Source organism: Halorubrum sp. SD41, from assembly GCF_058630335.1.
In genome coordinates this window covers 48,734-67,402 of sequence record NZ_JBZVGZ010000017.1, presented here as the reverse complement: position 1 = coordinate 67,402, position 18,669 = coordinate 48,734, and the positions used below count along the sequence as shown (strand labels likewise).

Annotated in this window: 18 protein-coding genes and 2 tRNA genes; 13 read left to right on the top strand and 7 right to left on the bottom strand. The window is 67.8% G+C overall.

The features are described 5' to 3' along the window. Positions 1-147: 147 nt before the first annotated feature. Both AC4NMM_RS09690 and secF read right to left on the bottom strand, forming a co-directional pair. Entirely contained in the window at positions 148-1,740 is a 1,593-nt protein-coding gene (locus tag AC4NMM_RS09690; RefSeq protein ID WP_096394893.1) for a preprotein translocase subunit SecD, read from the bottom strand. Next, positions 1,740-2,621 (bottom strand): protein translocase subunit SecF, encoded by an 882-nt coding sequence (gene secF, locus AC4NMM_RS09685; RefSeq protein ID WP_096394891.1) that lies wholly within the window; start codon positions 2,619-2,621, stop codon positions 1,740-1,742. Before secF ends, AC4NMM_RS09690 begins: the two co-directional genes overlap by 1 nt. A 235-nt stretch (positions 2,622-2,856) precedes the next feature. Here secF and AC4NMM_RS09680 point away from each other — a divergent pair, with 235 nt between their 5' ends. Continuing rightward, a complete protein-coding gene (locus AC4NMM_RS09680) occupies positions 2,857-3,501 on the top strand; it encodes a hypothetical protein (protein WP_491924166.1) in 645 nt (214 codons plus the stop codon). A 23-nt stretch (positions 3,502-3,524) separates the two neighbouring features. On the opposite strand, the gene AC4NMM_RS09675 is transcribed toward AC4NMM_RS09680, so the two are convergent. Both AC4NMM_RS09675 and AC4NMM_RS09670 read right to left on the bottom strand, forming a co-directional pair. Further along, positions 3,525-3,995 (bottom strand): DUF5812 family protein, encoded by a 471-nt coding sequence (locus AC4NMM_RS09675; RefSeq protein WP_096394889.1) that lies wholly within the window; start codon positions 3,993-3,995, stop codon positions 3,525-3,527. A gap of 61 nt (positions 3,996-4,056) precedes the next feature. After that, positions 4,057-4,653, bottom strand: coding sequence for a DUF8056 family protein (locus AC4NMM_RS09670; protein WP_096394887.1), 597 nt, complete (start codon positions 4,651-4,653; stop codon positions 4,057-4,059). Between the two features lie 79 nt (positions 4,654-4,732). On the opposite strand from AC4NMM_RS09670, the gene AC4NMM_RS09665 reads away from it, so the two are divergent. Beyond that, the gene (locus AC4NMM_RS09665; protein ID WP_096394885.1) at positions 4,733-5,389 is read left to right on the top strand and encodes an undecaprenyl diphosphate synthase family protein; all 657 of its coding nucleotides are present in this window, start codon (positions 4,733-4,735) and stop codon (positions 5,387-5,389) included. A 51-nt stretch (positions 5,390-5,440) separates the two neighbouring features. On the opposite strand, the gene AC4NMM_RS09660 is transcribed toward AC4NMM_RS09665, so the two are convergent. The 3 genes from AC4NMM_RS09660 to AC4NMM_RS09650 form a co-directional block, all read right to left on the bottom strand. Next, a complete protein-coding gene (locus tag AC4NMM_RS09660) occupies positions 5,441-6,607 on the bottom strand; it encodes an inorganic phosphate transporter (RefSeq protein ID WP_096394883.1) in 1,167 nt (388 codons plus the stop codon). Between the two features lie 687 nt (positions 6,608-7,294). Continuing rightward, a tRNA-Gly gene (locus tag AC4NMM_RS09655) sits at positions 7,295-7,365 on the bottom strand. Positions 7,366-7,456: 91 nt separating this feature from the next. After that, positions 7,457-8,164, bottom strand: a complete 708-nt coding sequence (locus AC4NMM_RS09650) for an enoyl-CoA hydratase/isomerase family protein (protein ID WP_096394881.1) — start codon at positions 8,162-8,164, stop codon at positions 7,457-7,459. Positions 8,165-8,223: 59 nt separating this feature from the next. Here AC4NMM_RS09650 and AC4NMM_RS09645 point away from each other — a divergent pair, with 59 nt between their 5' ends. The 11 genes from AC4NMM_RS09645 (at position 8,224) to AC4NMM_RS09595 (ending at position 18,644) form a co-directional block, all read left to right on the top strand. Further along, a complete protein-coding gene (locus AC4NMM_RS09645; RefSeq protein ID WP_491924165.1) occupies positions 8,224-8,889 on the top strand; it encodes a DUF7114 family protein in 666 nt (221 codons plus the stop codon). 90 nt (positions 8,890-8,979) lie between these two features. Beyond that, a tRNA-Thr gene (locus tag AC4NMM_RS09640) sits at positions 8,980-9,051 on the top strand. 134 nt (positions 9,052-9,185) lie between these two features. After that, positions 9,186-10,403 carry an RNA-guided endonuclease InsQ/TnpB family protein gene (locus tag AC4NMM_RS09635; protein WP_172863958.1) on the top strand — a complete coding sequence of 406 codons (1,218 nt, stop codon included), beginning with the start codon at positions 9,186-9,188 and terminating at the stop codon, positions 10,401-10,403. 230 nt (positions 10,404-10,633) lie between these two features. Then, complete coding sequence (locus AC4NMM_RS09630) at positions 10,634-11,080, top strand: hypothetical protein (RefSeq protein ID WP_157745958.1); 447 nt, start codon at positions 10,634-10,636, stop codon at positions 11,078-11,080. A 99-nt stretch (positions 11,081-11,179) separates the two neighbouring features. Continuing rightward, positions 11,180-12,184 (top strand): zinc-binding dehydrogenase, encoded by a 1,005-nt coding sequence (locus AC4NMM_RS09625; protein ID WP_096394875.1) that lies wholly within the window; start codon positions 11,180-11,182, stop codon positions 12,182-12,184. 58 nt (positions 12,185-12,242) lie between these two features. Beyond that, entirely contained in the window at positions 12,243-13,244 is a 1,002-nt protein-coding gene (locus tag AC4NMM_RS09620; protein ID WP_491924164.1) for a hypothetical protein, read from the top strand. 80 nt (positions 13,245-13,324) lie between these two features. After that, the gene (lipA, locus tag AC4NMM_RS09615) at positions 13,325-14,263 is read left to right on the top strand and encodes a lipoyl synthase (protein WP_096394871.1); all 939 of its coding nucleotides are present in this window, start codon (positions 13,325-13,327) and stop codon (positions 14,261-14,263) included. A gap of 146 nt (positions 14,264-14,409) precedes the next feature. Further along, positions 14,410-15,531, top strand: a complete 1,122-nt coding sequence (locus AC4NMM_RS09610) for a branched-chain amino acid ABC transporter permease (protein ID WP_096394869.1) — start codon at positions 14,410-14,412, stop codon at positions 15,529-15,531. Continuing rightward, a complete protein-coding gene (locus tag AC4NMM_RS09605) occupies positions 15,528-16,877 on the top strand; it encodes a branched-chain amino acid ABC transporter permease (protein WP_096394867.1) in 1,350 nt (449 codons plus the stop codon). The genes AC4NMM_RS09610 and AC4NMM_RS09605 overlap by 4 nt, the downstream gene beginning before the upstream one ends. Next, positions 16,870-17,781, top strand: a complete 912-nt coding sequence (locus AC4NMM_RS09600) for an ABC transporter ATP-binding protein (RefSeq protein ID WP_096394865.1) — start codon at positions 16,870-16,872, stop codon at positions 17,779-17,781. Before AC4NMM_RS09605 ends, AC4NMM_RS09600 begins: the two co-directional genes overlap by 8 nt. Then, the gene (locus AC4NMM_RS09595) at positions 17,778-18,644 is read left to right on the top strand and encodes an ABC transporter ATP-binding protein (RefSeq protein ID WP_172863957.1); all 867 of its coding nucleotides are present in this window, start codon (positions 17,778-17,780) and stop codon (positions 18,642-18,644) included. The genes AC4NMM_RS09600 and AC4NMM_RS09595 overlap by 4 nt, the downstream gene beginning before the upstream one ends. Positions 18,645-18,669 lie beyond the last annotated feature (25 nt).

The window sequence follows — 18,669 nt, the reverse complement described above, 5'->3', positions numbered from 1 at the left end:
TTTGTCGGGTCGTCGTTCATTTTTTGACTGATCTCTAGCGGCGGCCCATCCGAGATCACGAACAAGAAAAACGGTGTTTTACACGCGAGATAACTGATCGAACGTCGGATTCAGAATAGAACCAGACGGCAGCGAGTCCCGAGCGGTTCAGCGGACCGTCAGCAGGCGGCGCAGGATGTCGCCGTACGCGGGGCGGGTGATCAGCACGCCGATCAGCACGCCGAGGACGGTGAAGATGGCGAACCCGGAGAGGTCCCCGAGCGACAGCACCATCAGTGGCGACATCGCGATGATGGTCGTGGCCGCGGCCGCGCCGATGACCCAGAACGCCTGACGGAAGCGCGAGTTGAACACCGTCCGGGAGCTCACGTCGCCCTCGCTCATCACCTGGTCGGCGATGATGACGAGGTCGTCGACCCCGGTCCCGACCACGGCGATGAAGCCGGCGATCACCGCGAGTTCGAGCGGGTAACCGAGCAGCGCCGCGAACCCGAGCAGGGCGTACACCTCGGCCAGCGCCGTGACGATCATCGGCAGGGCGACCCGCGGTTCCCGGTAGCGGAGGAACACCATCCCGGCGACGGCGAACACCGAGAGCACGCCGATGATCAGCGAGTACGTCCGGAAGTTCTCCCCCTGCGAGGCCGAGATGGACGAGGAGGTCCCCTCGCCGCTGATGTCGAGGTCGGCCGGGAGCGCGCCGGCGCGGAGGTTCAGCGAGATGGTCTGCGCCTCGGTGAACTCGCCGGTCGTGAGCCGGAAGTTCCCCGTTTCAGCCCACGACCCGGCGGCCATGCTGTCGGCCAGGTCGGGGGCCATCCCGAAGGAGTTGACGACCTCGCCGTCGACGACGAGCAGCAGACACGGGTTCGAGTTCTCGAGTTCCCCGGTCTCCGAGTTGTATCCGCATCGGTCCGCCTGGGTTTGGTAGGCGTCGGCGAAGCCGCGCCGCGCCACGGCGTCTTGGAAGGCGTGTGCCGGCGACTGCCCGCTTTCGGCGGTGTTGCGGACGGTAACGGGCACGTACGCTCCGGTGCCGCGGTCGCTCTGCGTCGCGGTCCCGATCTCCTCGAAGTCGTCTTGGATCAGCGCCCCCTCCTGGACCGCGGTGCCGTTCCCGTCGGGGTACGCGATGTCGATCCGAACGGTCCCGCGGTCCTCGAGGAGGTCGATCACTTCCTGCCGGCCCTGCCCCGGCACCTCGACGAGGATGAAGTACTCGCCGGTGATCGACTGGACCTGCTGAACGCTCCCGCCGGAGAGGCCCGCCTCGTTGATCTTCCCTTGGATTATCTCTATCGTCGCCTCTCGCGTCTCCTCGGTGACGCCCGAGCGGATCCCGTCGTACTCGTAGCCGGCGGCGTCCATCGCCGCGCGGAACTGGGACTCGGTCACGGACGGCTCCGTGACCTCCACCGCGCTCTCGTCGGGAACGACGCCGATGTCCCGCGTGGAGGCGTTGTCCAACTCGGCCGCGACCGCCTCCGCGACCGCCTCTGGACTCTCACCCCCGAGCGCCACGTCTGTGGCGGTGTATCCCGACAGCGGCGCGCGGACGCGCGTGCCGCCCGCGAGATCGAGCCCGTACTGGAGGTTCGTGATCCCCTGTTTGGCCTCGCTCGCGCTCTCGCCGGGCGCCGGCTCCGGACCGAACCCGGGGCCGAACAACGTCACCGTCGACCCGATCACGACGAGGACGAGCAGCAGGATCCGCCAGTTCTCCTTGATCGGTTCGAGCATTACCGGGCCACCCCCTCGAACTTGTACCAGCGAAGCAGCGAGACGTTCAACAGGTACGTGTTCATCAGGTCGGCGCACAGCCCGACCGAGAGGATGATCCCGATGTCACGGAGGAGCCCGACGCCGAACACCGAGGCGACGACCGCCATCACGACCATCGCGGCGATGGAGGTGAGCGTCATCGTCACCCCGGTCCGCATCGCGCGGCTGACCGACTCGTAGAACTCGCCGGTGCGGCGCAGCACGGAGTCGTTCAACAGGATGTCCGAGTCGACGCTGTAGCCGATGATCATCAGCAGCGCCGCGATCGTCCCGAGCGTCATCTGGATGCCGAGGAGGTTCATCGCCGCGACCGGTATCACGAGGTCGGAGAACGCGGACGCGACGACCGCGAGCGAGGGAACGAACGTCCGGAACAGCGCGAACACGAGCACGCTCATCCCGAGAAACGCGAGCGCCACGCCGAAGAGGGCGGTACGCGCGGTGTCGCTCGCGAAGCTCGGCGACACCTGGTCGACCGCGGTCGTCGTCAGTCCCGCCGCCTCCGCCTGGTCCTGGAGGTCGCTCGCGAGCCCCTCCGGGTCGTCTTCGGCCGCCTGGAACGTGACGACGACGACGTCGTCGCCGGGGATCGTCCGGACCGCGTCGGGCTCGCGGTCAAACGCTGTCTGAACTTGTTGTTCGACGTTTCCTCCGTCCGCTGCGACTCGCAGCTCGACGCCGCCGGTGAACTCTAGTCCCATGTTCGCCGGCGCACCGGTGGCCACGAACCAGCCGCCGATGATCGCCAATGCGAGGACCAGAAACGCGAGCGGCACCGCCGCGAGCTGCCGGTTCGAGTAGTCGGTGTAGTTGACCTCCGGCACCTCGATCGCTACCATAAATACCGCTTCCTCCGCGGGCGCGAATAAGCCTTCTTATCTGCGAGGCTGCGGCGTCTCGGTCGAGGTCCACGGCGTCGACGACGCGGTCAGACCGGTGTCGACGACGCGGTCGGATCGATGTCGATCCCGCGGTCTACTCGGTGCCGACTGCGCGGTCGGTACGGCATCCACCGCGGCCGCCGCTCCTCGTTCGGCGGTAACAATTATGGCGACGTGCGTGTTCTGCCGACGTATGGTCGACGAGGCGACCGTACGGAAGAACGCGATCGCGTACGCGGAGCAAGAGCTGTACGATCCCGTCGAGGTCACGTTCGTCGGGATGACGGACGCCCCGAAGGGCATCCGGGTCGGCCTCGAAGTCCAACTGAAGGAGGGGAGCCTCTTCGGCGCGTTCCTCGGCTCGCTGCTGGGACTCCTCCTGGGGCTCCTCGTGGGGCTCCCCTTCATATTCATCTTCCCGCCGCTGATAGCCGTCCTCGGGCTCGGCGGGCTCCTCGGCGGCGGGTACGTCGCGTACTACAGGGCGGCACCGACGGAGTACGCGACGGTCACCGTCGACGACGCCGGCGACGTGGTGATGTCGAACCAGGACTACGAGGAAGGGGACTTCGACGACGCGCTGGACCGGAGCGTCTCGGCGCAGGGCGCCCAAGCGCGACTGGAGGCCGACGCGAGGCGCCGCGCGGCGGCTGGGCCGTCGCCCTCCGAGGTGATGGAGGTATTCTTCGGCTCCGACGACGAGTTCTCCGAGCCGGACAGCTGCCCGGAGTGCGGCAGGAGGAACACCCTGATGTCGCCGCAGTTCTCCGAACTCGGTCCGGGCCGGTACCAGTGCGAGGACTGCGGACACATCGTCAACCTCGTCGGCAGCGACTGAGCGGTCGGCGTCCCTTCAGCCCCTCAGGGGAGGTATCGGACCGCCACGACGCCGGGCTCCGACCGGATCTCGACGCGGTTCACGCCGAGCCGGGCCGCCCGCGAGAGCGTCCCCTCGCGGTCGTCGATCACGTCGTCGACCGCCGCCTCCGTCTCCGACTCCGGCGGCGTCAGGACATGGACCTCGCCGACGCCCGCGCGCTCCTCGCGGGCGAGCTCCCCGGTGGGCGTCTCGGCGGCGAGCTCGCGCTCGTGGACGGTCGGCGGCTCCGGGCTCTCCTCGATCGACAGCGACCGGCGCTCCGCGACCTCGATCACCTGATAGGTGACCTCCATCGGCGGGTCGGGGGCGACGGTCGCCTCGACGGCGTCGTCGACGTCGAGGCCGGGGTTCGAGCTCAGCGTGTGTACCTGCCCGTCGTGGACGTCCTTCAGCACGGCCGAGTCGCTCTCGACGTGCGTGACGAGGAACGTGCTCTCCTTCTCGTCGGTCATTGCGGCCGGGTAGACGCTCGGGCGACTTCCGGCTTTCGAGCCGCGACGGGCGGGAGGCCGCTCACGTCGACTCGCCGGGGTCGGTCGAGTCGCGGCCGTCGACCGTCTCGTCGTCGACCGCCGCGTCGCCGCCCGGCGTCGCGCCTTCATCCGACCCGCCGCGAAGTCGGAAGTGCGTCGCGAAGACGGCGAGCGCCGCCGCGACGGGCGGGACGAACCCGGCCGGCTGCGGGAGCGCGTACAGCGCGCCGATCACGGCGGAGTCGGTCGGGTCCCTGAGTCCCTCGGGCGCCGAGATGACCATCCCGAGGTATAAAGAGAGCAGGAACAGGAAGCCGGCGACGCCCATCCACCGGTCGTAGGTGGCCGCGACCCGGTCGCCGCGGCGGTGGCGGCGGGCGACGAACAGGATCGGCGCGAGCAGCGGGCCGACGGCGCCGAGCCCGGCGACCACGAACAGCGACCGCGAGAAGAGGAACGTCCCACCGGTCGCCGAGACGGTCTCGCCCATCCAGACGACGAGGGCGAGCGTGACGACGAGCGCGACGAACCCGGCCGCCAGCGCGCCGAGCGCGGCGTACGCGCGCATGGTCCACGACTCGGTCGCGCGGAACGCGTAGGGGATCGCGCCGAACACCCCGCCGTAGCTGTCTGCCATTACCCAAGGTAGGTGCGTCGGCGAATTAAATCCCTCGTCGGCGGGAAGCCATTTATATGCGCGACCGGATCCTCCCCACGTGGGTCTCTACGACGCCTACCTCGCGACGCGCCACCGCCTCCACGACGCCGAGCCGCCGGCGCACGTCGCCTTGGTCCTCACCGAACGCGACCTCCTCGCCGACGGCGCGTTCGACACGCTGTCGTCGGCGATCGGCTGGGCGTTCGAGTACGGCGCGGAGCGCGTCACCGTCTCCGTCTCCGTCCTCGACGGCGCGGTCGCCCCGACGCTCGTCCGGGAGCTGCGCCGCCTCGACGCGCCGGCCGAGACGGTGGTCCGTGGTCCCGACGACGACGGCTCGCCGGAGGCGGCCAGCGACCCCGCGGCGGGCGCCGCCGCTGACGACGACGCCGACGCACCGGTTCGGATCCTGGTCGGCCTCGGCGGCAAGGCGGAGTTCGCCGGCGCGGTCCGCGACCTGGCGAGCGACGTCGCGGCCGGCGAGGTGAGGCCCGAGGCGATCGACGAGACGGACATCGCAGAGCGGCTGCTGTTCCCCGAGGAGCCCGACCTGGTCATCAAGACGGGCGCCGAGCGGCTCTCCGACTTCGCCATCTGGCAGTCGGTGTACGCCGAGCTCTACTTCACCGACGTGAACTGGCGCGACTTCCGCAGGCGGGAGTACCTCCGCGCAGTCTTGGACTTCCAGGACCGACAGCGCCGGTTCGGCAGGTAGCGAGCGCCCCTCGACAGGTAGCGGGCACCGCCCGGCGCCCGCGGAGGCCGCCTACCAGACGAACGCGAAGAGCGCGGTGAACGTCACCAGCGCGCCCACCGTCGAGAGGATCGGCACGACGTTTTGCATCAGCACGACCCGCGCGCTCGTGGCCGGATTGAACAGGTCCGACGCCGAGGGGACATCGCTCGCGTCGCCCTCGCCGATCTCCGGCATCTCGTCGGCCGCGAGCGCGCCGACCGAGACCGTCGGCTCCTTCTCGCCGCTGATCCCCTGTCGCACGGTCACCGTGCGGGTCGCGCGGCCCCAGCCGAGCCCGACGATCGACATCGTCGCGATGATCACGAACGAGGCGGGGATGCCGACCGCCGAGAGGCTGATGACGATCCCCGAGGAGACGACCGCGACGACGATGGCGGCCGTCAGCGGGAGGTCGGTGATGTCGTTGCCGAGCGTGTCGAGCGTCCGGCGGGCGATGGTGAACGCGCCGACCGCGACCGCCGCGCTTCCGAGGAGGATCATCGGCGTCATCTCCACGCCGTCGAGCGCGACGAGCGGCGCGATGGCGTTCGCGATGTTCGAGGTGCCCGAGGAGAACGCCATCAGGCAGCCGATGGCGATGACGACGACCCCGCCCGTCAGCTCCCGGCGCGTCGTGTTCGGGCCGAGGACCGGCCGCGGAATGAGCCCGGAGCGGTCGAGCTCGAACAGCGCGCCCTCCGTGCTTTCGATCGCCACCCAGCGGTCGATCGCCGAGTAGAAGTAGCGACCGACGACGCCGGACACCCAGAACCCGATGATCGGCGCGACGAGCCACCAGATCGCGATCTCGCCCATCACCGCCCAGTCGAGGGTGTCCGTCGCGATGCCCAGCCCCGCGATGGCGCCGACCGCCGTCATCGACGTCGACGCCGGCACGCCGGCGAAGTTGCCGACGAACAGCGCGCCGCCGATGAAGAAGAGGACGATGATGCTCGTCTCCAGCGTGAACACGTTCGCGCCGGTGACGAGGTCCTCGCCCAGCGTCGTCACCACGCGCTGGCCCAGCGTCCCGGCGCCGACGAAGAAGAACACCGACATCAGCGCCGCCGCGCCCGCCTTCGACAACACGTCCGCGCCGACGGCCGGCCCGAACGCAGGCCCCGTCGTCGCCCCACCGATGTTGTATCCGACGAACGCCGCCACCGCGATCCCGACGAGGAGAAGAATCTCGACCATATACGCGAACAGAGGACGCACGCGCTGTTAAACGGACGGGGTCTGTCCGCGTCAGCGCCGCCCGCCCGACGTTTGCGCCGCGGTCACGAGCGGCACGGCCGCGAACGCGGACGGTATTTAAATGGCACTGTGACCCGGTGTGAGATAGTTATAAATGAACGTGGCGGTGGCGCGTGCCTGCGAGGCCGCCCTGCGGCCGAGCAGCACGCGCGAGGGAGTCGCTGGCTCCCGGAGCGAAGCGGAGGGTGCCAGCGACGAGGTTGGGGAGGTGTGAGGTGCTGTGCGGTGCTGGGCGGGGTGGGACTCAAAGGGGCAGCCGCGAGGCGGGCGCAGACGATGCAAGCACCGCAACGAGGGAGCGGTAGCGACCGAGTGAGGAGCGTGGTTCGAGAGAGCAAAGCTCTCTCGTCATCCCGAAAATCTCTGATTTTCGGGCGACAGCGAGTGTGCGTCCGCCTCGCGGCTGGGGCTTTGGAGGTGTGTTCCGCCGATCTACCGTCGATTTATAAATAACTGATAGCGTTCAAATCTCTCTTGGTGAGTTTTCTCACTACGTTTGAGAAGATACACCGGCCGAGATTTGAACTAGGGAAAGACGGTCCTGCTCGCTCACTCCGTTCGCTGCGCGGGCTGCGTCTTTCTGAGTTCAAATCTCTCTCGGCGATTTTCCTCGCTTCGCTCGGAAAATGCACCGGCCGAGATTTGAACTCGGGTTGCAACCATGGCAAGGTTGCGTGATACCACTACACTACCGGTGCGTGCTTCGCATCTTGGCGTTGGTCGGAGACTTACTTAAGTCTGTCACATCGGGACTGCGGTACGTCGTTGCCTCCGTCGCCGCTTCGTCGCTCACTCTCCCCGCAGTCGCGCGATCTCCGCCGCGTGCGCGTCGTGGAGATCGGCGAACGCCGCGGCCTCCGCATCTTCCTGCGTCCCGCTCTCACGCCGGTCCCGGATCCGGCGCTTGATCGCCGCGAGCGCATCGGCCTCGCCCGCCGCGATCTCGTCGGCCACCGAGCGCGGGTCGTCGACGACGCGCGAGACGAGCCCGGTCCGCAGCGCGGCCTCCGCGTCGAGGACCCGTCCCGAAAGCGCGAAGTCCAGCGCGTCACCCTCGCCCATGACGCGCGGAAGCCTGACCGTGCCGCCCCAAGCGCCGAACAGCCCGAGGGAGACGCCGGGCTCGCCCAGCGTCGCTCGCGGGGTCGCGGCTCTCACGTCCGCCGCCAGCGCCAGCTCCACGCCGCCGCCGCGCGCCGGGCCGTCGATCCCGCAGACGACGGTCGAGGGAGAGTCCTCGATCGCGGCGGCCGCCCGCTGTCCCCGCCGGGCGAACGCCGCCGGGTCGTCGAGCGCGGCGACCGCGTCGAGGTCGGCGCCGGCGCAGAAGGCGTCGCCCGCGCCGCGGAGGTACGTGACCGGCGGGTGGCCGTCGCCTTCGGCCCCGTCGAACGCCTCGCGGAGAGCGGTCAGGTCCGCGGGTCGCAGCGCGTTGCGCGCCTCGGGACGGTCGAGCGTGACGACGCGCACGTCGCCGTCGGTTCGGGTGCGGATCACGTGACGGGATCCCGTTCGTTTCCAAAGGTCTTTGCCCTTCGCTCGTCTACCGAACGGCAATGGACGATGCCGCGCGAGCGCGTGGCGCCGCGCGCGATGCGCTCGCGGACGTCGAACCCGAACAGCTCCGCGAGGCCCTCGACGACCGGCTCCTCGACGCGGCGGTGACGCCCGGCGTGCTGGCGCTGGTCACCGCTCGCGCGCTGGAGCCCGACGTCGACCTCGGCGACGTGGCCGACCGCGCCGCGGGCGTGCAGCTCATCTACGAGGGGTTACGCCTCACTCGCACGGTGGCCCGCGAGGAGCCGTGGGTGACGGCGGCGACCGCCGCGGCCGACATCGACGCCGACATGGAGATCCTCGCCGCCGACGTGCTCGTCTCTCGCGGCTTCTCGCTGCTCGCGTGTACCGACGCCGCCCGCCCCGCCGTCGACGTGGTGCGCGCGTTCGGCCGCGACCAGACGCTCCGCGACCGCGAGGGCACGGACGCCGAGACGGCGGCCGGACTCGACCGCAACCTGGAGGTAGACGCCCTCGAACTCGCCGTCGTCGCCGGCACCACCGCCGTCGGCGGCGACCCGCCCGAGGAACTGCTCGCGTACGCCCGCGACCTCGCCGCCGACTGCGACGGCGAGTTCCCGCCAGCGGGCCGCGCGCTGCCGGACGCGACCGCCGACCGCATCGCGGACATCTCGGAGCGGGCGGTCAGCGCGACCGACCGCTGACCGGCGGACGACGAAGCGGAGTCGATCCCCTGACGCCGCGCCCACGAATCGAAACCCCTAAAGTCGAATCCGGTCAACGACTGGTTGCGTGCCTGGGTAGCTTAGCGGTAAAGCGCGTCCTTGGTAAGGACGAGACCGGGGGTTCAAATCCCCCCTCAGGCTTTTCTTATTCTCCTCACTTTCACGTCCTCGAGAGTACGTTTCGCGAAGAGTTCTGATCAGCGAACTCGGTGAGGGCAGTGAAGTTCCCGTGACACGAGATAATCACTAAGTACCATACTGCGGTATCGAGAGACGTGGCGGACGAGTACCTGAGACGTACCGCAATTACTCGCCTAACTCTCACCAGCGAGCAGAGAACGCTGCTCGACACCACCATCTCTGAGTGGAAACGCGCCTGTAACATCAGCAGTCGTATCGGATGGAGAGCAAATGAAGCGCGGAAAACACGTCTTCAAAAGCTCGCCTACGACGAGGTGCGAGAAGAGACACGTCTCGGGAGCCAACACACGATACTCGCCACTCATCAAGCCGCAGCGGCACTCAGCGGCATCGATGATATCGAAGCTCTCGAAGAGGATTACGCCACCTCTCGGCCGGAGTTCACGGCAGACACGGTGAAGTACGACACGCGCACGATGACGTTGTTCGACGACGGAACCGTCTCTCTTTCTACAGTCGGAGACCGTATCCGATGTGAACTCGTGCTGCCGGACGACGAGAACGGATACCAATACCAGTACCTCGACAGCGAGGCGTGGGAGATCACCGAATCCACACTCTCACGGCGCGATGGTGGGTACTACATTCACTTGGGGTTCCGGAAACCCAAGCCCAAGAAACGAGCCGAGATACGAGATGACACCGAGGACAGGACAGTTCTCGGGGTCGATCTCGGTATCGCAAACATCGCGACCACCTCGACAGCGTACTTCGCATCCGGTGACGAACTCCGGCACCGACACCGAGAGTTCGAGCGGATCCGCGGTCGGCTCCAACGGACAGGTACACAGTCCGCGCACCGAACGATTCAACAGATGAGTGGGCGGGAATCGCGACACGTCCGGAACACGCTTCACGAGGTCGCCAACGACATCATCGACGAGGCCCTTGAATACGACTGCGAGTACATCGCCTTCGAGAACCTCCGGCACATCCGAGACCGTGCGCCTCGGGTGAAGGAGTTCCACCAGTGGGCGCATCGACAGCTCGTGGACATGGTAGAGTCCAAAGCGGACGCGGAGGGGCTCCGTGTCGTGTACGTGTCACCGGAGAACACGAGTCGGCGGTGCCCGGAGTGCGGTCACACGAGCGAAGGGAACCGAATCGCGCGCTCGGAGTTCGAGTGCCAATCGTGTGGTGAGACGGGGAACGCGGACTACGTCGGCGCGAAGAACGTCGGATGGAGGTACGTCCGTCGGGGCCTACAGTCGTCTCGGCGGACGGGCGACAGTCAACTCGCCCTGAAGTCAGGAACCGTGACGCCGAATCGGGGATTCGTCCCGAGCGACTGACCGTCGATGGAGGCAGAGTTCACTGACAAGTTTCGCGTCATCATTCGCGGGACGGTTGACATCTCGGCCTAGGCTCTTCCTGTTGTACGCCTTCTTTGTGAACTCCTCTGATAATATACTTTGATAAAATTAATTTCCAAAATATTTTATTATTATTAGCTAAATAAAGATTAGTATTATACGTGGTATAAAAATATTAAAAATACTGTCACTCTTTCTTATTACATGGTATGCCCTTGAGAGAATTTTCGCTGAACGATGTCGGTGAAATTCGATCTGTGGAGTGTTCTGATGTTCCTAAATTAATGGTCGTTGCCGGACCTAACGGTGTGGGGAAGTCAACTATGTTTGAAGAGGTAACAGAAGAGGCCGTATCTGAACGGATCGATGAGGTAACAAGTGTCAAAAAAGAACGGATTTCAGAAATGATTGGAGATGTCCGCAATGACGTGTCTAACTCTATTACAGACCAAGACTATAGTCGGCTAAATGGGAAAGTCATAATCACACAAATGGCCTCTAAGTTTGGTTTACAGTCTGACGTATTAGTAAGGACAACCGCTAAGATAATCGGTTCCAATGATTCTCAGCCGGATTCACTCACGGGAATACTTGACGATATTACCGATACAGTAGACGATACCACACCAGCATCAATAATTGAAACAATTGAGTAGCATTCTCTCAAGTTGATGAAATAGGTTCTCCGATAAAAGCCCACACGGCTCTCCCCCGACGCCGGATATTCCCCGGGGAGTCGCCAACGTCGATCCGAGATGAACTCCGAGATGGACGCGTACGTGATAGACGAGTTCGGCGGTCCGGACGTCTTCGAGCGACGCCGCGTCGCGGTGCCCGACCCCGAGCCGGGCGAGGTCCGCGTCGAGGTCGTCGCCTCCAGCGTCAACCCGGTCGACTACAAGATCCGCGGCGGCCACATCCCCGACTTCGCGCCGGAGTTCCCGGCGACGCTCCATTGCGACGTGGCCGGCGTCGTCGACGCCGTCGGCGAGGGGGTCGACGCCTTCGAGCCGGGCGACGAGGTGTACGGGATGCCCGGCGGCGCGGGGCGGCAGGGCGCGCTCGCCGACTACGTCGTCGGCCACGCGGGGACGTTCGCGCACGCCCCCGAGTCGATCCCGCTCGAAGACAGCGCCGCGCTCCCCGTCGTCGCCCTGACCGCGTGGGAGATGCTCGCCGACAAGGCCACCGTCGACGTCGGCGAGGACGTGCTGGTGTACGGCGCGACGGGCGGCGTCGGCCACGTCGGCGTCCAGCTCGCCGACTGGTTCGGCGCGACGGTCACCGCGACCGGGTCGACCGCCGAGAAGCGGTCGCTCGCGGCTGACCTCGGCGCCGACGCGACAGTCGATTACACGGGGACCAGCGTCGAGTCGTACGTCGACGAACACGCCGACGGCGCCGGCTTCGACGTCGTCTTCGACCCGGTCGGCGACGATCACCTGAACACGGCGTTCGAGGCGGTCCGTCCCTACGGCTCGGTGGTCACGACGGAATCGAGCGACGCCGACGGCGTCGACCTGTCGCCGATGCACGCCACCTCGCTGGAGCTGGGCGTCGTCCTCGTCATCCACCCGGTGCTGGCGGGCGACGGCCAAGCGCGCATCGGGCGGGAGCTCGAGACGATGGCCGCGCTCGTCGACAAGGGCGCGATCGCGCCGCACGTCGACGATCGGTACGCCTTCGCGGACGTGGCCGACGCGCACCGTCGCGCAGAGGCCGGGGAGTTCGTCGGAAAGCTCCTGCTCGTCAACGAGTAGGCCGCCGGCCCGTCGCCTGCGTGCCTTTTTATTCACCACGCTCCGACCGACACACCACATGGGCAAACACGAGCGCGGTTGGGTCGAGGCCACGGAGAAGCTGACGGCGCAGCTCGTGAACGGCGAGGAGCCGGACGAGGAGCTGGTCGAGGCGGGGCGGCTCGACCTCGCGGAGTCGCTCGCCGAGCGAATCGAGGCGGACTTCCCGGATCTGACTGGGATGCGCCACGCCGGCAACTCCTACGACTCGCTCGGCGACCTGATCGTCGACGCCGCCGACGGGGAGACGTTCGTCGAGGCGAAGTTCGTCGCGAGCGGCGGCACGCGGGCGAACCTCGGACAGGACACCCTGACGCAGTTCGAACTGTTCGAGGGCGCCACGGCGTGGAGCGACTTCCGCGAGGAGATCGGGTTCCCCGAGGACCGCGAGGCGCTCCTCCGGCAGTTCGACGACTACCCGGACGACGTCCGCGACTGGTCGTACAAGTCGGCGGTGTACGACCGCGCGAAACACCTCAAGAACGTCCTCGACGTGTCACGGGGACAGAACACGGGGTCGCGGGCCGACGAGGTGCTCGCCGACCCGGACGCGACGGAGACGGAGCGGGAGGCGGCCCGGATCGTCAAGGAGATCCTCGAACTCGACCGCGAGGAGAAGCTGGCGTACTTCGATCACCTGCGGGCCGCCGAGCAGAACCCGCGCAACGTCGAGACGTTCGCGCACCTGATCGTCTGCGGCTACCACACGGCCGATGCGCTCGACGAGCACTTCGACGACGACCTCGACGAGATCAAGCGGCTCCTCGAAACCGACTCCTACCGCCTCTACGAGGTGAACAAGAACAGCGGGACGGTGACGGTCGAGAACCCCTCGGAGCTGCTCGCGGGCTTCGAGTGGGAGGACACGCGCGTCGAGATCCCGGAGGACGGGACCTCCGTGAGCGTGGTGACGGGACCCCCGGGGAACCGGCGGCGCGTGCTGAACATCGCGTACAACTGGAAGAACAAGTTCCAGGGGATCCAGACGCCGTCGATGAACGTCTTCGTCCCGGAGGCGTAGGGCCGTCGGGGCGAGTCGAGTCCGCTGCGCGCGACCCCCGCGACCCGCACGCTTTTGCGCTCGGACGCCAAGGGTCGACCATGCAACGCGGCCGCCGGAAGCCGGACTGGCTGAAGTCGCGCCCGCCGTCCGGGAGTCGGTTCACCGAGATCAAGTCCGCCCTCCGCGACCGCGACCTCCACACGGTCTGCGAGGAGGCGAACTGCCCGAACATGGGCGAATGTTGGTCTGGGGAGGACGGCCCCGGCACGGCGACGTTCATGCTGATGGGCGACCGCTGCTCGCGCGGCTGTAACTTCTGTGACGTGGAGACGGGCGGGATGGAGCCGCTCGACCCCGACGAGCCGGCGAACGTCGCGGACGCGGTCGCGGAGATCGGGCTCGACTACGTCGTCTTAACCTCCGTCGACCGCGACGACCTCGCGGACGGCGGCTCGGCGCACTTCGCGGAGACGATCCGCGAGATCAAGCGCCGCGACCCGGAGATCCTCGTCGAGACGCTCATCCCGGACTTCCAGGGTGACCCCGAGGCGATCGACCGCATCGTCGACGCGGAGCCGGACGTGATCGCGCACAACGTCGAGACGGTCGAGCGGCTCCAGTGGCCGGTCCGGGACCGCCGAGCGAGCTACGAGCAGTCGCTCGCCGTCCTCGACCGGGTCGACCGCGAGTCCGAGGTTCACACGAAGACGAGCCTCATGCTCGGCGTCGGCGAGTACGACCACGAGGTGTACCGGACGCTCGGCGACCTCCGCGAGGTCGGCGTCGACGTGGTCACCTTCGGCCAGTACCTCCAGCCGTCGCGCTCGCACCTCGACGTCTTCGAGTACGTCCACCCGGACGCCTTCGACACGTGGCGGCGGGTCGCCGAGGAGGAGTTCGACTTCCTCTACTGCGCGTCGGGCGCCATGGTCCGGTCGTCGTACAAGGCCGGCGAGCTGTTCGTCGAGGCGCTGGTGCGCGAGGGGCAGTCGCCCGAGGACGCGCGCCGCCACGCGCGAGCCGCGGGCGGGGACTGACGCGGATTATAAAACCACCGAGGCGCGGCTCCGAGAACTCCGCCGGGGCCGCCACAGCTGTCAGGCGCTTTCGAGGTATCGACTTTTGTCCGAACAGCGAGTTATTTACCGCTCGGAGACCCACCCTGTGCCAGTGAGACGTACACATGGGAACAACTGACTCGTCGATCGTCGACTCGGCGCGGGCCCGGCCGGGGCTCCTCATCGTCGCCCTCTTCGGCGCCCTGCTCGCGGTCGACCTCGCGGCGAAGGTCGCGGGGGTCGGCCTCGGCCCGATCGGGGGGTCGATCTCGGTCGAGCGGCTCGGCTCGAACCTCTGGAACGGCGTCGTCATCGGCCTCGTCATCGGGCTCGCCGGCATCGGGCTCTCGATGACGTACAGCATCCTCTCGTTCGCGAACTTCTCGCACGGGGACCTCGTCAGCGTCGGCGCGTTCTCCGGGTGGGGCGTCGCGTTCCTCATCGCCGGGTTCGGCGAGGTACCGGTCCGCGCGCTCCTGACCGTCCGCGACGCCGGCAACGCCTCGCCGGGCGACATCGGCGCGCACATCCTCACGACGCCCGGGGCGATCCTCGTGGGGCTGGTCGCGGCGTTCGTCGTCACCGCGCTGCTCGCGGTCGCGCTCGACCGCGCGTTCTACAAGCCGATGCGTGACCGCGACGGGATCTCGCTGCTCATCGCCTCCATCGGCGCGGCGCTGATCGTCCGCTACCTGCTCCAGTTCGTTTACGGCTCCGACCGCCGGGGGATCACCGCCAGCGTCGACGCGTCGAACATCGCGTTCGATCCGCTCGGGCTCTCGGTGGACGCGCACGAGCTCACCATCCTCGTGGCCGCGGTCGGCCTGATGCTCGCGATGCACGGGATGCTCCAGCACACGAAACTCGGGACCGCGATGCGGGCGATGGCCGACAACAAGGACCTCGCGCTCATCACGGGGATCCCGGCCGAGCGCGTCGTCACCGCCACGTGGATCATCGGCGGCGGGCTCGCGGGCGCGTCCGGCTACCTCTACGTGCTGCTCCGCGGGACGATCCAGTTCGACTTCGGCTGGCTCCTCCTGCTGTTGATCTTCGCGGCCGTAATCTTAGGCGGGATCGGCTCCATCTACGGCGCCATCGCCGGCGGCCTCGTCATCGGGATCGTGTTCACCACGTCGACGATCTGGATCCCCTCGGACTTCAACCAGGCCGCGGCGTTCGGCGTGATGATCCTCATGCTGCTGTTGCGTCCCGAGGGGCTCTTCGGAGGGGTGACGACCACATGAGCGACGCGAACGCCCCCGACGGCTCCGCGTCCGGACCGTCCGAAGGCGCGCCCGACGCGCCCGAGAGCGCGACGGCGGCGGTCGTCGAGGCCGCCCGGGAGAGCGACCTCGGGCTCGTCGTCGGGACGCTGCTCGCCATCTACGCGGCCGCGACGCTGCTGACGTTCACCAACGGGCTCAACAGCGTCGTCGGCCTCATGGAGACGCTGACGTTCCTCGGGATCGTCTACGCGCTCACCGCGCTCGCTTTGAACCTCCAGTGGGGGTACACCGGCCTCTTCAACATCGGCGTCGCCGGCTTCATGGCCGTCGGCGTGTACACGATGGGGATGGTCGTCCGGTCGCCCGACCCCGCGTTCGGTCCCCCCGGACTCGGGCTGCCGCTCCCGGTCGGGATCGTCGCAGGGATGGTGATGGCGGCGCTGCTCGGGGCGGTGGCCGCCCTGCCGGCGCTCCGGCTCAAGGCCGACTACCTCGCCATCGTGACGCTCGGGCTCTCCGAGATCGTCCGCCTGTCGCTCCAGTCGAGCGCCTTCGACAACTTCCTGCGCGACACGATCGGGGCCGGGACCGGCGGCGGCCGCGGGATGGGAATGCCGGACAACCCCGTCCGCGACCTGTTCCTCGTCGACGGACAGGCGGGGACGCCGACCGCGTTCGGCGACCTCGTCTTCGGCGTCTTCGGGAACGACGGGCTCGGCATCTCGCACCCGATCCTCATCGGCTGGGGGTACATCGCCGTCCTCGCCGTCTTCCTCGTCGGCTTCTACCTCGTCTTGGAGCGCCTCGGCCGCTCGCCGTTCGGCCGGACGATGAAGGCGATCCGGGAAGACGAACTCGTCGCCGACTCGCTCGGCAAGGACGTGAACCTCGTGAAGATCAAGGTGTTCGTCATCGGCTGCGCGCTGATGGGGCTCGCCGGCATCCTCTGGTTCGGCAGCCAGGGCAACGTCTCGCCGACCCCACAGTTCCGGCCGCTGTTGACCTTCTACGTGTTCATCGCGGTGATCATCGGCGGATCCGGGTCGAACACCGGCTCGGTCCTCGGCGGCATCGTCTTCGCCGCGGTGCTGTTCGAGGGACCGCGGCGCGTCGGCGGGGTCGTCCGCGGGCTCATCGACGCGGAGACGCCGCCGTCGTTCGCCGACGCGCTCGTCTCGCTCGACCCCGTGACGTTCCTCGCGTACGCGACCGACAACATCGCGCCGCTCCAGTTCGTCTTCCTCGGCCTCGTCCTGGTGTTCATCATCCACCGGCGGCCGGAGGGGATCCTCGGCGACCGGATCGAGACGGCCGCGGCGGTGGACCTCTCGGAGCGGCCCGCGGGGGGTGAGTCCGATGAGTAGCGACGCGCCCGACCCGGCCGACATCGCCGACGCGGACGACGTCGCCGAGACGGTCGACGCGACGGACGCGACGGTCGACGAACCCGAGGCGAACGACAGCGCGGTCGAGGAGGCGGCGAAACACGTCCCCTCGGGGGCGCCCCCGCTCCGCGTGGAGGGGCTGGTCAAGCGGTTCGGCGGCGTCACCGCCGTCGACGGCGCCTCCTTCGAGGTGGAGTCCGGCTCGCTGACCGGGCTTATCGGCCCGAACGGCGCCGGGAAGTCGACCACGTTCAACTGCATCACCGGCGTCCACGAGCCGACCGCCGGGAAGGTGTACTTCGAGGGCGAGGACGTCACCGGGCTCAGGCCGCACCAGATCGCCCGGAAGGGGCTGGTCCGGACGTTCCAGATCGCCCGGGAGCTCTCCGAGATGACCGTCTTAGAGAATCTCATGCTCGCGCCGCAGGGCCAGCTCGGCGAGTCCGCGATCCGGGCGGTGACGCCCGGGCTCCGCGGCGCGGTGATCGCGGAGGAGACCGAGCTCCGCGAGCGGGCCTGGGAGACGCTGGAGTTCTTCGAGATCGACCACCTCGCGCACGAGCACGCGGGGAACCTCTCCGGCGGCCAGCGTAAGCTGCTGGAGATGGCCCGCGCGCTGATGACCGACCCCGAGATGGTGTTGCTCGACGAGCCGCTCGCCGGGGTCAACCCCACCCTCCAAGAGAAGCTGTTGGACCGGATCCACGACCTGCGCGCTGACGGCTACACCTTCCTGCTCGTCGAACACGACATGGACGTCATCATGGACAACTGCGAACGCGTCATCGTCATGCATCAGGGCAGCGTGCTCGCCGCGGGGACCGGCGACGAGATACGGAACGACGAGCGGGTCATCGAGGCGTACCTGGGTGAGGACCTATGAGCGCAGACGACGGACCGAACGCGACCGGCGACGCCGCCTCGGCGACGGACGGAGGCGACGCCCCGGCGGCGGACGGCCACGACCCCGACGCGGTCGACGTCGACTCGGACGCGGTCGAGGCCGAGGCGGACGCCGGCGCCGAGCACGCGATCGACGGCGACGCGATCCTCAGGATCCGCGACCTCGACGCCGGCTACGGCGACCTCCAGATCCTCTCGGACGTGGTCTTAGACGTCGCCGACGAGGAGTACGTCACCATCGTCGGCCCCAACGGAGCCGGCAAGTCGACCGTGATGAAGACCGTCTTCGGGCTCACGACCCACATGGGCGGCACCGTCGAGTTCGAGGGGGAGCCGATTCAGGGGCTCGCGCCGGAGCAGATCATCCGCGAGGGGATCGGATTCGTTCCGCAGAACGACAACGTGTTCCCCGGGCTCAGCGTCCGCGAGAACCTCGAGATGGGGGCGTACATCCTCGACGAGGTGCCCGAAGCCCAGATCGAGACGATCTACGACCGGTTCCCGATCCTCCGCGAGCGCAGCGACCAGAAGGCGGGGACGCTCTCCGGCGGCCAGCGGCAGATGGTCGCGATGGGACGGGCGCTCATGCTCGACCCCGACCTCCTCCTGCTCGACGAGCCCTCGGCGGGGCTCGCCCCCGACCTCGTCGCCGACATGTTCGACCGGATCGACCGGATCAACGAGGCCGGGACGGCGGTGCTGATGGTCGAGCAGAACGCGAAGGAGGCGCTCCGTCGGTGCGACCGCGGCTACGTGCTGGTGAACGGCGAGAACCGCTACACCGACCGCGGCGACGTGCTGCTCGCCGACGAGGACGTGCGGCGCGACTTCCTCGGCGGATAGGCGGCGACAGAGCCGCCGGCGTCAC